Source organism: Kocuria arenosa (assembly GCF_042879215.1).
GTDB lineage: Bacteria > Actinomycetota > Actinomycetes > Actinomycetales > Micrococcaceae > Kocuria > Kocuria arenosa.
In genome coordinates this window covers 15,138-26,551 of sequence record NZ_JBHZTA010000014.1, presented here as the reverse complement: position 1 = coordinate 26,551, position 11,414 = coordinate 15,138, and the positions used below count along the sequence as shown (strand labels likewise).

13 protein-coding genes are annotated in these 11,414 nt (G+C 76.5%); 4 read left to right on the top strand and 9 right to left on the bottom strand.

Annotation, left to right across the window (positions count from 1 at the left end; genetic code table 11):
- Positions 1 to 64: 64 nt before the first annotated feature.
- On the bottom strand, positions 65 to 949 hold the full coding sequence (locus ACFYE3_RS17355; RefSeq protein ID WP_387611199.1) for a lysylphosphatidylglycerol synthase domain-containing protein: 885 nt from the start codon (positions 947 to 949) through the stop codon (positions 65 to 67).
- Positions 950 to 1,043: 94 nt separating this feature from the next.
- On the opposite strand from ACFYE3_RS17355, the gene ACFYE3_RS17350 reads away from it, so the two are divergent.
- A complete protein-coding gene (locus tag ACFYE3_RS17350; RefSeq protein ID WP_387611197.1) occupies positions 1,044 to 1,811 on the top strand; it encodes a CDP-alcohol phosphatidyltransferase family protein in 768 nt (255 codons plus the stop codon).
- Here ACFYE3_RS17350 and ACFYE3_RS17345 read toward each other — a convergent pair.
- The 5 genes from ACFYE3_RS17345 to ACFYE3_RS17325 form a co-directional block, all read right to left on the bottom strand.
- Complete coding sequence (locus ACFYE3_RS17345; protein ID WP_387611194.1) at positions 1,804 to 2,661, bottom strand: class I SAM-dependent methyltransferase; 858 nt, start codon at positions 2,659 to 2,661, stop codon at positions 1,804 to 1,806. The genes ACFYE3_RS17350 and ACFYE3_RS17345 overlap by 8 nt on opposite strands.
- Positions 2,658 to 3,827, bottom strand: a complete 1,170-nt coding sequence (locus ACFYE3_RS17340; RefSeq protein WP_387611192.1) for a glycosyltransferase family 4 protein — start codon at positions 3,825 to 3,827, stop codon at positions 2,658 to 2,660. Before ACFYE3_RS17340 ends, ACFYE3_RS17345 begins: the two co-directional genes overlap by 4 nt.
- Positions 3,824 to 4,243 carry a 6-pyruvoyl trahydropterin synthase family protein gene (locus ACFYE3_RS17335; RefSeq protein ID WP_368822913.1) on the bottom strand — a complete coding sequence of 140 codons (420 nt, stop codon included), beginning with the start codon at positions 4,241 to 4,243 and terminating at the stop codon, positions 3,824 to 3,826. Before ACFYE3_RS17335 ends, ACFYE3_RS17340 begins: the two co-directional genes overlap by 4 nt.
- Before the next feature lie 26 nt (positions 4,244 to 4,269).
- Entirely contained in the window at positions 4,270 to 5,271 is a 1,002-nt protein-coding gene (locus ACFYE3_RS17330; RefSeq protein WP_387611189.1) for a zinc-dependent alcohol dehydrogenase, read from the bottom strand.
- A 115-nt stretch (positions 5,272 to 5,386) separates the two neighbouring features.
- The gene (locus ACFYE3_RS17325; RefSeq protein ID WP_387611186.1) at positions 5,387 to 5,857 is read right to left on the bottom strand and encodes a MarR family winged helix-turn-helix transcriptional regulator; all 471 of its coding nucleotides are present in this window, start codon (positions 5,855 to 5,857) and stop codon (positions 5,387 to 5,389) included.
- 75 nt (positions 5,858 to 5,932) lie between these two features.
- On the opposite strand from ACFYE3_RS17325, the gene ACFYE3_RS17320 reads away from it, so the two are divergent.
- The 3 genes from ACFYE3_RS17320 (at position 5,933) to ACFYE3_RS17310 (ending at position 8,169) form a co-directional block, all read left to right on the top strand.
- On the top strand, positions 5,933 to 6,574 hold the full coding sequence (locus tag ACFYE3_RS17320) for a maleylpyruvate isomerase family mycothiol-dependent enzyme (protein WP_387611183.1): 642 nt from the start codon (positions 5,933 to 5,935) through the stop codon (positions 6,572 to 6,574).
- A 73-nt stretch (positions 6,575 to 6,647) separates the two neighbouring features.
- Entirely contained in the window at positions 6,648 to 7,181 is a 534-nt protein-coding gene (locus ACFYE3_RS17315) for an alpha/beta fold hydrolase (protein ID WP_387611180.1), read from the top strand.
- A 52-nt stretch (positions 7,182 to 7,233) separates the two neighbouring features.
- On the top strand, positions 7,234 to 8,169 hold the full coding sequence (locus ACFYE3_RS17310) for a hypothetical protein (RefSeq protein WP_387611178.1): 936 nt from the start codon (positions 7,234 to 7,236) through the stop codon (positions 8,167 to 8,169).
- Positions 8,170 to 8,171: 2 nt separating this feature from the next.
- Here ACFYE3_RS17310 and fmdA read toward each other — a convergent pair whose 3' ends face one another.
- The 3 genes from fmdA to ACFYE3_RS17295 all read right to left on the bottom strand — a co-directional run bounded on the left by fmdA (position 8,172) and on the right by ACFYE3_RS17295 (position 11,339).
- Positions 8,172 to 9,425, bottom strand: a complete 1,254-nt coding sequence (gene fmdA / locus ACFYE3_RS17305) for a formamidase (protein ID WP_387611176.1) — start codon at positions 9,423 to 9,425, stop codon at positions 8,172 to 8,174.
- 40 nt (positions 9,426 to 9,465) lie between these two features.
- Positions 9,466 to 9,750, bottom strand: coding sequence for an FmdB family zinc ribbon protein (locus ACFYE3_RS17300; RefSeq protein WP_387611174.1), 285 nt, complete (start codon positions 9,748 to 9,750; stop codon positions 9,466 to 9,468).
- Between the two features lie 161 nt (positions 9,751 to 9,911).
- Entirely contained in the window at positions 9,912 to 11,339 is a 1,428-nt protein-coding gene (locus ACFYE3_RS17295; RefSeq protein ID WP_387611172.1) for an FAD-binding oxidoreductase, read from the bottom strand.
- Between the last annotated feature and the right edge of the window lie 75 nt (positions 11,340 to 11,414).

The window sequence follows — 11,414 nt, the reverse complement described above, 5'->3', positions numbered from 1 at the left end:
GCGGCCCTCCGGCACGGCCCCGGGCTGATCCGCCCGTGTCGCCTCCGCCGGGTCCGAGGAGTTCCTAGCCCGGGAGGCGACCGACGGGCAGGAGCCAGCGCGCCAGGACCACGGCCCCCGGCAGGGCGGAGACCAGGGCGAGCAGCCCGTAGCCGATCGAGATCGCGAAGCCGGTCCCGGCGGGCAGACCGTGGGCCATCGCGGCCAGGGTGGTGATCCCCTCGCGCGGGCCCCAGCCGCCCACCCCGACGGGCACGGACATTCCCGCCAGGCCCAGCACGGTGGTCCCCCACAGGTCCCCCAGGGTCTCCTGCGGGGCGGTGCGCACGGCGGCCAGCAGGAACAGGCCCTGGTAGCAGGTCCAGGCGAGCACGGACAGCGCCCACACCCCGGCCCGGTCCCGCGCCGGGGCGCCGCTCGTCGAGCGCCAGGCGACGGCCCCCACGGCGAGCGCCCCGAGGCCCAGGGCCGCGGCGAGCCAGCCGCCGACCGCCAGGGCGGGGACGACTCCCGCCGCGAGGAGCACGGACGTCCCGGCCAGCCGCTCGCCCAGCACGGAGCCGCCGGCCCCCGGCCAGCTGTCGCCCCGCCGGCGGCGGCGCAGCACCCGCACCGCGTCCCCGGCCACGCCCCCCGGCAGCAGCAGGTTGACGAGCCCGGACGCCCAGCACTCGCCCAGGGACTCCCCGAAGCCGATCGGCGTGCCCCGGCTGCGGGCCACGAGCCGCCAGCGCTGGGCCTGGGCCGTGGTGGCCACGAGCCCGGCGCCCAGGGCGAGCGCCACCGTGGCGGGGGTCAGGATCCCGAGGGCGCTGCGCACCGCGTCCGTGCCCAGCACGCGGAACAGCACGGCGAGGAGCCCCAGTCCGGCCGCCGCCTGCCCGGCCGCGAGCAGCACGCGCAGAACGGGCCGCCGCCCGCTGGGGGCGGGCGGGGTCTCGGCGGGCATGGGCGCAGTCTAGCCACCGCCCGTCGTCGTCCGGATTGACGCCGCGGGCCGTGCCCGCCCACGATGAAGACCCCCCGACGCGGAAGGCGACCGCATGCCCCTGGCCCGATCCACCGGCCCCCGCCCCTCGCCGCGCCGGGACGGTGTCCTGGCGTTCACGGCCCTGGGAGGATCGCTCGCGACGCTCCTCCTCCTGGCGGACGCGGAGCCCTTCGTGCTGGTGGCCTCCGGGATGCTGGGGCTCACCGTGCTCGGCGCGGTGGTGCGCAGCACCGTGCGCCGCCGCGGCGAGCCCTACGGCCCCGCCGACCGGGTCACCGTGGGCCGCTCCGTGCTCGTCGCCCTGACCGCCGCGCTCCTGCCCGTGGGGCTGGCCCCCGTGCTGGCGCAGGACGCGGGCCGGCCCGCCGACGCCTGGTGCTGGACCGTGTTCGCCGTCGCGCTGCCCGCCTGGCTGCTCGACGGGGTCGACGGGTGGGTGGCGCGCCGCACCGGCAGCGCCACGCGCGCCGGGGCACGGTTCGACCAGGAGGTCGACGCCGTGCTGCTGCTCCTCCTCTCCGTGGCCGTCGCCGCCCGGCTCGGGCTGCCGGAGGCGTGGTGGGTGGTGGTGATCGGCGCCCTGCGCTACCTCTTCCTGCTGGGACTGCGGGCGCGTCCCGCGTGGCGCCGCGAGCTGCCCTTCTCCTCGTACCGGCGGGTCGTCGCGGGGATCCAGGGCGGGGTCCTGCTCGGCGCCCTGGTCCCCCTGGTCCCGCTGCCGCTGGCCGTCACCGCCGCCGTCATCGCGCTGGCCCTGCTGCTGCTCTCCTTCGGCCGGGACGTCCTGTGGCTGGAACGGGACGCCCGCGGCCTCAGCTGACGGGCGGCAGGCCGAGCACGTCCGCGTGCCCCACCGTGGCCCGCAGCCGACCGCGGGCGCAGTCCACCAGACGGGTCCGCACCCAGGCGTGGGCCTCGGCCGTGAGGTCCGGGCGGTGCTCCACGGCGGCGTCCGCGCGGTCGGCGAGGAACCGCTCCAGGAGGGGCCGGGCCCACGCCTGGTCGGAGATCCACCAGGGGGTGGGCACCACGTCCACGACCATGCCGCGCTCCCGCAGGGCCTCCGCGGCCAGCCGCACGGCGTCGGTGCCGGCCAGCTCACCGCGGTGCTGGTGGTCCTCGAAGGCCCCCAGCACCGAGGGATCCAGGGGGTGGGGCGGGTCGATCAGGACCTCGCCGTCGACGGTCAGGGCGAGGAGCGCCGGGACGGCCTCCTCGGACAGCACGCGGGCCAGCTCCCGGAGCTGCTCCCGGGTCAGCAGGTCGAGCAGCGCCGAGCACGTCACCAGCCGGCGGGGCGCCGGGTGCTCCGCGAGCACCCTGCCGAGCTCCTCGACCCCGGCGAGGACGGGCACGACGTCGGCCCCCTCCTCCCGGGCCGCGGCCACGGCCTGGTCGAGCAGCTCGCGGTCGTGGTCGAGCAGGATCCAGCGCTGGGGGCCGGGGAGGTGCCGGGCGAGCCAGGCCCGGTTCGCGCCCGTCCCGGCGCCGAGGTCCACGACCACGACGGGCTCGGCGGCCGAGGAACCTGAGGCCCCGAGTTCCTCCCAGTGCCGGACGAGACGGCCGATCAGCGGCAGGGAGTCCTTGCGGGCCGCGGCGTCGGCGGGCTCCCGCAGGGCCAGCCAGTCACCGGCGACGGGCCGGTCGGGGGCGGAGTGGTTCGTCATGACGGTCTCCTGGTGCGGTCGGTGTCGTGGTCGTGGCCGGCGCCGTGCTCGCCGGGGCCAGGCGGGCCGAGGGGTGGGTCGATCGCCGCGAGGACGTCGCGGGCGGTGTCCTCCCAGCCGCGCAGATGCTCGCGGCGGGCCAGCGCCGCGGCCCGCCACTGCGCGCGCAGGGCGGGATCGGTCAGCCAGGCGCGCAGCACCCCGGTCCAGGCGGACGGGCCGGCGGGGTCGAGGGCGGCGCCGGGCCGGGTGCCGCCGACAGCAGCGCCGGCACCGGCCGCACCCCGGGGTCCCGGCGTGCCGTCGAGGGCCTCGACGGCACCGGTGCCGGCCGCGACCACCGCGGGCACGCCGTGGGCGAGCGCCTCGGAGACGACCATGCCGTAGGTCTCGGTCGTGGAGGGCAGCAGCAGCAGGTCCGTGCGCGCCCACTGCCGGGCCAGCGCGGCGCCCTCGAGGGGACCGGGGCAGTGCACGCGCCCCGGCTCGGGGAGGTCCCGGACCGCCGCGCGCAGCTCGGCGACGTGCTCGGGGTCGCCGTCGGGGCCCACGAGGTCGAGGGTCCAGTCGAGGCCGGTCAGCGGCGCGAGGGCCTCCAGCAGGAGGCGCTGGTTCTTGCGGGGGGTCAGGGACGCCAGGCAGGTCAGCCGCGGCGGGCGGGACCCCGCGGCCACCGGCCCGCGCTCGGCGCCCGGCTCGGCCACGGCGGCGTCCGTGGTGCCGTAGCGGCGGCGGAGGTCGCGGGCCGCCCAGGTGCTGGGCACCAGCACGCCGGTGGCGGCGGCGAGGGCGGCCGTCTCCCGCCGGGCGAGCTCCGTGGCGGTCGCGGGGTCCAGCCCGGTCTCGGCGGGCAGGGGCAGGTGCACGAGCAGGTGCACGGGCACGCCGGAGCGCACGGCGTCGTCGACGGTCTCCGGGGCCGCGCATCCCACGAGGCCGTCGAGGACGACCGCCCGCCCGGGGGCGGGTGCGCCCAGCGCCCGCCGCAGCCCCGCCCGGGCGGCGCCGTCCGGGGCGGGCCAGTCCCCGGCCACCGGCACGAGGCGGGCCGGGCGGCCCAGGGCGCCCAGGGCCGCCACGAGCCGGCGGTCGTAGAGCGAGCCGCCGGAGGGCCGCCCGCCGTCGTCGGGCACCACCACGTCGAGGCCCGCGCGCGCGGTGCTCACCGGGCGGGGGCGGGCCCGCCGCGCTCGCTCAGCACGGGCAGCTCGAGGGTGTAGGAGGCCCAGGCGTCGGGGGTCTCCCGGAGGGTGACGGTCAGCCGCTCGAGCCCCTCGACGAACGCCGCGCCCGCGGCGAGCCGCTCGGCGACGTACTGGGCGAGGACCTCCGTGGTGGACAGCCGGCCCGCGAAGTCCGGGTGCTCGTCGAGGTTGCGGTAGCGCAGCCCGTCGAGGACGCCCGCGAGCAGGTCGTTGGCCACGCCGATGTCCATGACCACCCCGTGCTCGTCGAGGACCGGCCGGGACCAGGTGGTCTCCACGTCGTAGGTGGCCCCGTGCAGGTTCTGGGCGGGACCGAAGAAGGGGTCCGGGAGGCTGTGGGCGATCATCATGTGGTCTCGGACGGTCAGGGTGAACACGGGGCTCCTCGGGTCGGGGGGGGCGGTCAGTCGTAGTGGACCACGTGGCACAGCACGTCCGGGGCTCCTGCGGCGAGCCGCGCCATGGTGGCGGGCAGGTCCTCGAAGGAGGAGGTCCCGGAGAGCAGGGCGTCGAAGCGGGGGTCCCGCAGGGCGTCCAGCGCGGTGGCGAGCCGGTCGGCGGTCGTGCGGCGGGCCCGGCGGGCGGGGGCGACGGCGCCGACCTGGCTGGCGCGGAGCTGCAGCCGGCGGGCGTGGAAGTCCGCGCCGAGCGGGACGGCCGGGTCCTCGTCGCCGTACCAGGAGAGCTCGATCAGCTCTCCCTCGTCGCCGAGCAGCTCGAGACCCCGCGCCAGGCCGGCGGCGGTGGAGGAGGCGTGCAGGACGACGTCGCACTCCCCCGCGGCGTCCTCCGGCAGCGCGTGCTCCACGCCGAGCCGTGCGGCCAGCTCCCCGCGGGACGGCTGGGGGTCCACGAGCTGCAGCCGGGCGAGCGGGAAGCGGGCCAGCAGGGCGGCCGCGCACGCGCCGATCATCCCGGCCCCGACCACGGCCACGCGGTCCCCGAAGCGGGGCGCGGCCTCCCACAGGGCGTTGACGGCCGTCTCCACCGAGCCGGCGAGCACCGCGCGCCCGGAGGGGACGTCGTCGGGCACGGGGGTCACGGCGGAGGCCGGGAGCACGTAGCGGTCCTGGTGCGGGTGGAGGCTGAAGACGCGCCGGCCCAGCAGCTCCTCCGGCCCCTGCTCCACGACGCCCACGGACAGGTAGCCGTACTTCACCGGGCCCGGGAAGTCCCCCTCCTGGAAGGGCGCGCGCATCCGCCCGTGCACGCGCGCCGGGACGAGGCCGCGGTGGACGAGCGACTCGGTGCCGCGGCTGATCCCCGAGCGCAGCGCCCGCACCAGGACGTCCTCCGCGCCCGGGCCGGGCAGCTCCGCGGTGCGCAGCTCCCCCCGGCCGGGCTCCACGGTCCAGTAGGCGCGGCAGGTGCGGGACTCCTCCGGGGCGGCGGCGGCGTCGGTCATGGTCCCATTGTGTCCTGACGGCGGCGCCGCGCCACCGGGTGACCGCGGCGGACCCCCGTGACCGCCGCGGGCCCGGCGGAGCACGCCACCGCGCGGCCGGCCGGGCTCTCCCGGGTCAGGCGGGCGGACCGTGGCCGGCCGGCGAGGAGCGGACGTCGCCGGGCTCCTCGTGCAGCTCGGCGAGCGCCCGGCGCAGCGCGGCATAGCGCCGCGCCCCGAGCCTGACCCTCCACTGCTCCTCCACCTCCGCGACCACACCGGCCGCCACCGCCTGGGCGGCCCGGCCGCGCCCGGCGATGGTCACGAGCCGCGCCCGGGCGTCCGCGGGGTCGGGACGACGCTCCACGTAGCCCTCCTCCTCCATGGCCTGCACGAGCAGGCTGGCCGTCTGCTTGGTGACCCGGGCCTGCTCCGCCAGCTGCACCGTGCGGGTGCCGTCCGGGCCGATCCGCTGGAAGATCCGCGCCTGGGCGTAGGAGAGGTCCGCGAAGCCGGCGGCGTGCAGGGCTTCCAGCACCCGGATCTCCATGTCCCGGTACGGGTAGTACAGCAGCAGCCCCGTGTTCGTCCCCGCGTCCTCGTGCATTCCCACCCCTTGACACCGTGGCGTCCACCGCCGGAAGATTTAGTCAGCAAACCTGACCACCAGGGGGAGATTACCATGGACCGCACCGCCGTCTGGGACGCTGTTCACCGGGAGCGGTCCGCGCTGGCGGACCTGCTCGAGACGCTCAGCCCCGAGGAGTGGGACCACCCCACGCTGTGCCCGGGATGGGCGGTCCGGCACGTCGCGGCCCACGTCATCGCCTCACCCCAGTTCGGCCTCGCCGATCTCGTCCCGGTCCTGTGGCGGGGGCGGGGCGACTACAACCGCGCCATGTACCTGGACGCCCTGGCCCGCGGCCGCCGGCCGGTCGAGCAGATCGTCGCGGACTACCGCCGCCTGGACGGGTCGAGGCGCCACCCCCCGGGCACGACCGTCCGCGAGCCGCTGCTGGACGTCCTGGTCCACACCCAGGACATCGCCCTGCCCCTGGGGCGGCACCACGCCATGCCGCCGGAGGACGCCCGCACGGCCGCCGACCGCGTGTGGTCCATGCCGTTCCCCTTCTGGGCGCGCCGGAGACTGCGCGGGGTGACGCTCACCGCAACCGACATCGACTGGCGCGCCGGCAGCGGGCCGGAGGTCCGGGGCACCATGGAGGCGCTCCTGCTGCTGCTGACCGGCCGCACCGCGGCCCTCGACCGGCTCGAGGGGCCGGGACGGGACCGCGTGGGAGCAGGAGCCGCCCGCCGCTCTTGACACCCCGCCGCGGCGGCGGGGACGCTGGGAGAGGCGGCGTCCGCCGTCACCTCCCAGCGTCCCGAGGTGACCCATGGTCCAGCGCATCCTCTTCCTGCACGGCGCCGGGCCCCAGCCCGGAGCCGGTGACAACCCGGTGCTCGAGGCGGTGCGGCGGCAGTGGCCCGACGCCGACCTCGTCGCCCCGGAGCTCCCGAGCCCCGAGGACCCCGACCCGGAGCAGTGGCAGGAGGCGATCGGCCGGGCCGTCCGCGCCATCCCGGACGAGCCCTGGGTGATCGTGGGCCACTCCCTCGGCGGGTCCGAGGCCCTGCGCTTCCTCTGCCACCGGATCCCCACCCTGCTGCAGCGCGTCGTCACCGTGGCGGCCCCGTGCTGGTGCCCGGAGCACCCGGACATGGACGAGCAGGGCTTCGCCCTGCCCTCCACCGTGGGCCGGACGCTCGCGGACCTCGAGATCGTCGTGGTCCACGCCGAGGACGACGACGTCGTGCCCCCCGCCCACGCGCGCTGCCTCGTCGAGCGGCTGCCCTCGGCCCAGCTCGTGCTGCTCCCCTCCGGCGGGCACCTCCCGACGTCCTGGACGGACCGGGGGCTCATTACGTGAGGAGAACCCGCTCGGATCGGCAGAACGGCCGCCGTGGGGGAGCATGGGACCCATGAGCCGACCGCACCCGCAGCACCGAAGGACCGCCCGCACCCTGGGGACCGCCGCGCTCCTGCTGGGGCTGTCCTTCCCGGCGCCCGCGTCGGCGCTCCCCGCCGCCCCGGGCGGCGAGGCCGCCGCGCCGGTCGCCGTCCCCGCCTCCTGCGGCCCGGCGGCCGGGCCGCTGCCCGTCGCGGGCGGGGCCACGGCGGCGGAGGACCAGCGTTCCCTGACCACCGCGCTGGACGGGCTGAGCGGGGCGGTGGGCGCCGAGATCGCGATCGTGGTGCAGGACGCGGACGGCCGCACGGTCTTCGCCCACCGTCCCGAGGTGACCGGCATGGAGGCCAGTCTCTCCAAGGTCCCGCTGGCCCTCACCACCATGCGCCTCGCGGCCGAACGGGACGGCCGGCTCACGGAGCAGCAGCGGGCACTGATCCGGGACAGCGTGCACGAGAGCGGCAACGAGTCCACCACCGCCCTCTACGGCGCGCTCGGGCCCACGCTCTCCGCCATGGAGGGCGAGCTCAACGAGACCTACGACCTCATGGGCGTCGGCTCGACCCGGTCCTCGGGGGGCTGGGGTCACAACCTGACCACCGCCTCCGACCAGCTGGCCGTGCTGGGCACGGTCGTCCACGGGGCGGACTGGCTGCCCGAGGAGGACCTCGACTGGCTGCGGGAGCAGATGCGGCCCAGCCACCCGTCCCAGACGTGGGGCGTGGGAGCTGCCCGCGCGGACGGGGCCGGAACGGCGGACTCCCTCGTGAAGAACGGGTGGCTGCCGGACACCGGTGGCGCGTGGGACACCCACAGCGTGGGGCGGACGGTCACGGGCGGGACCGCCCACCACATCGCGGTGCTGGGCTCCGGCTACCCCACCGCGGCGTGCGGCCAGGACGTGGCCACCGCCGTGGTCGACCTGTACCTCGCGCTCGGGACCGCCTGAGCTCACGCGGCCGCGTGCGGCGCCCCCCTGCCCGGATCCACCTGGTGCGGTCCGGCCGCGGACGGCCGGACGTCGAAGTCGAAGATCGCGGTGGGCAGGTAGACCGTGGCGCAGGAGTTGGGGATGTCCACCACCCCCGAGAAGCGGCCCTCGATCGGCGCGGCGCCCAGCAGAAGGTACGCCTGCTCCGGGGAGTACCCGAACTTCGTGAGGTAGTCGACGGCGTGCAGGCACGCCCGCTGGTAGGACAGCTGCGAGTCGAGGTAGCGCTGCTCGCCGTCGAGGGTCACCGAGGTGCCGGAGAAGGCGATCCACTCGCTGTACTGCGGGTCCGTCCTGCCCGGCAGGAAGATCGCGTTCTCCGTGACCCCGTAGGTCTCCATGCCGCCCTTGATGACGTCCACGTGGAAGTCGATGAACCCGCCCATCTCGATGGCGCCGCAGAACGTGATCTCGCCGTCGCCCTGGGAGAAGTGCAGGTCGCCCACGGAGAAGTTCGCGCCGTCCACGAAGACGGGGTAGTAGACGCGGGTGCCCTTGGTGAGGTTCTTGATGTCCTGGTTGCCGCCGTTCTCGCGGGGCGGGGCGGTGCGCGCGGCCTCCGCGGCGACCCGCTCGACGTCGGGGCCGGGAACCCCGCCGAGCAGGGCGTTCTCGGGCTCGGGCGGCAGCGCCAGGGGCGGGACCCGGTCCGGGTCGGTGGCGATGAGCGCTCCTTCGCGCGCGTTCCACCCGGCCAGGAGCTCCGCGGAGGGCGCGGTGCCCATCAGGCCGGGGTGGACGATGCCGGTGAACGAGACCTCCGGGACGTGCCGGGAGGTCGCGGTCTGGCCGCGGAAGTCCCAGATCGCCTTGTAGGCGTCCGGGAACCGGTCGGTGAGGAAGCCTCCGCCGTTGGACCGCGCGAAGACGCCGGTGTACCCCCAGCCCTGCCCGGCCAGTGGGCCGGAGTCCTCCTGCGGGATGGGGCCGACGTCGAGGATGTCGACGACGAGCAGGTCGCCCGGCTTGGCGCCCTGCACCGCGAACGGGCCGGAGAGCTTGTGCACGGTCGTCAGCGGCGCGTTGAGGACGTCCTCGGCGGAGTCGTCGTTGACGATCGCGCCGTCGAACCACTCCCGGCAGTGCACCCGGAACGTGTCCCCCGGTCGCACGGTGGCCACCGGGGGGATCTCCGGGTGCCACCGGTTGTGCCCGACCAGCTGCTGGTCCTCGAACGGCCGTGACGAGTCCAGGGGAAAGATGAGCTCCGGCATGACGTGCCTCCTTGGCGGCTGTGCTGCGGTGGTGTGCCTCTCAGGGCCGGGGAAGTCTGCGGTGCAGGGGGTTGCCGGTGGTCCGGGGCGCTCGCCGGGACCCGGGCGGGGGCGCCGTGACGACGTCGGGCTCCGCGGCGGTGCGCTCGGTGCGCTCGATCAGCCGGGCCGCGGGGGCGCCGGCACGGGAGAGCCCGGGCGCGCTCATCAGCCGCCGCGCCGCGGAGCCGCAGCCGGGGCAGTCGCTCTCGCGCGTGGCCGCGCCCATGCCCAGCAGGACCTCGAAGTCGCCGCACTCCCGGCACCGGTACTCGTAGATCGGCATGCGGGGCGCCTCCCGGGAACGCGGGGTCTCTGGACTGACGACCCTAGTGCCGGGTCCGGGGCCGGGGAAGGGCCGCCACCGACATCGCCCGGACATGACGGGGCGGGGCCGCCGGTTCCTCGGGGCGCGAGCCCGCGCGAGGGGCCCCGCCGGACGTGTGCTCAGGGCCGGCCGGGCAGGACGTTCAGGTTGTGCCGGAAGAGGTTGCCGGGATCGTAGCGGTCCTTGAGAGCGGCCAGCCGCTGGTGCTTCTCCCGCCCATAGGCCAGGCGGGCCGCCCCTGCCGGATCACCCCCGAGCTCGGCGTCCGGACCCATGAGGCCGACGTACTCGCCGTGCTCGGCGAACGGCTGCATCGCGTCGCGCACGGTCCGCACGAAGGCGGCGAGGTACTCGTCGGCGGCGGGGTCCTGCCGGACGCCGTGGACCGTCAGCCAGTACCGCGCGGACCGGTTGGGGAAGGCGGTGGCCTCCTCGGGCACCCTGCCGAAGGCGCCCTCGAGGTGGTGGACGTCGATGCCGGCGCCCCGGCAGGTGATCCGGGAGGCCAGTCCGACGAGGACGTCGACGACCTCGTCGTCCAGCCGGGAGAAGGGCAGGTTCCGCCAGTGGCCGTGCGAGCCCTTGGGGAAGAGGCCGCCCCTCGCCCCCTGCCACGCGGGCCACGGCGTCGGGCCCATCTCCTCGGCGTCGGGCGGAGCGTCCTCCCGCAGTCCGTCGACGACGCCCAGGCCGGCGGGGTGGTCCTCGGAAGCCCAGCTGAACCCCACGGTCAGCACCGGCTCGTCGCCCATCCCGGCCCCCGGGGGCGGGATCGCGAACATGAGGACCGGGGTCATCTCGTCCGGCAGGCCGTGCGTCCACGCGGCGAAGGCGGTCAGGGCGTCCCGCCAGTGGGGTCTGCGGTAGTAGAGGTTCCCCGCGAGCACGGTGGACGGCAGCCGGCGAGCCCTGAAGGTGAACGAGGAGACCACCCCGAGGTTGCCCCCGCCCCCGCGCAGTCCCCAGAACAGTCCGGCGTTCTCCTCCTCGCTGACGTGCAGGTGGTCGCCGGCGGCGGTCACGACGTCGGCGGAGTCCAGGTTGTCGAGGGTCAGCCCCCTGCTGCGGGTCAGCCAGCCCATGCCCCCGCACAGGGTGAGCCCCGCGACGCCGGCCGTGCCGACGAGGCCGCCGGGAACGGCGAGCCCGTGCCGGGCCGTGGCACGGTCGAGAGCGGCCAAGGTGGTGCCGGGGTCCACGCTCACGAGCTGGTTCGCGGGATCGACGACGACGCCCCGCAGCCGCCCGAGGTCCAGCACCAGACCGCCCTCGACCGTTCCGTGGCCCGCCACGCCGTGCCCGCCGCCCCGCACCGCCAGCGGCAGCCGCGTGCGGTGGGCCGCGGCCAGGGCCCGGTCGATGTCATCGAGGTCGCCGGCCCGCACGACAGCGCGGGGACGCGCGTCGATCAGGCCGTTCCAGACGCGGCGGGCTTTGTCGTAGTCGGGGTCCCCCGGCTCGACCAGCCCCCCGGTGAGACGGTCCTGGAGTTCCTGGAGCGCCCTGGTCGTCCCGTTGCCCGGCGCACCGTGGTCGGTGGTGCTCATGGCTCCCGCTCCTGCGCGAAAAAAATCGTCAGCCCGGTGGCAAATTCTAGTCCGCCGCGCGCCGGACTCGGCAGG

Bases quoted from the DNA above. Each gene is read 5' to 3' on its own strand.
- fmdA (WP_387611176.1), bottom strand. From the start codon at position 9,425: ATGCCGGAGCTCATCTTTCCCCTGGACTCGTCACGGCCGTTCGAGGAC.
- ACFYE3_RS17300 (WP_387611174.1), bottom strand. From the start codon at position 9,750: ATGCCGATCTACGAGTACCGGTGCCGGGAGTGCGGCGACTTCGAGGTC.
- ACFYE3_RS17345 (WP_387611194.1), bottom strand. From the start codon at position 2,661: ATGACGAACCACTCCGCCCCCGACCGGCCCGTCGCCGGTGACTGGCTG.
- ACFYE3_RS17315 (WP_387611180.1), top strand. From the start codon at position 6,648: ATGGTCCAGCGCATCCTCTTCCTGCACGGCGCCGGGCCCCAGCCCGGA.
- ACFYE3_RS17325 (WP_387611186.1), bottom strand. From the start codon at position 5,857: ATGCACGAGGACGCGGGGACGAACACGGGGCTGCTGCTGTACTACCCG.
- ACFYE3_RS17355 (WP_387611199.1), bottom strand. From the start codon at position 949: ATGCCCGCCGAGACCCCGCCCGCCCCCAGCGGGCGGCGGCCCGTTCTG.
- ACFYE3_RS17295 (WP_387611172.1), bottom strand. From the start codon at position 11,339: ATGAGCACCACCGACCACGGTGCGCCGGGCAACGGGACGACCAGGGCG.
- ACFYE3_RS17330 (WP_387611189.1), bottom strand. From the start codon at position 5,271: ATGACCGACGCCGCCGCCGCCCCGGAGGAGTCCCGCACCTGCCGCGCC.
- ACFYE3_RS17350 (WP_387611197.1), top strand. From the start codon at position 1,044: ATGCCCCTGGCCCGATCCACCGGCCCCCGCCCCTCGCCGCGCCGGGAC.
- ACFYE3_RS17320 (WP_387611183.1), top strand. From the start codon at position 5,933: ATGGACCGCACCGCCGTCTGGGACGCTGTTCACCGGGAGCGGTCCGCG.
- ACFYE3_RS17310 (WP_387611178.1), top strand. From the start codon at position 7,234: ATGAGCCGACCGCACCCGCAGCACCGAAGGACCGCCCGCACCCTGGGG.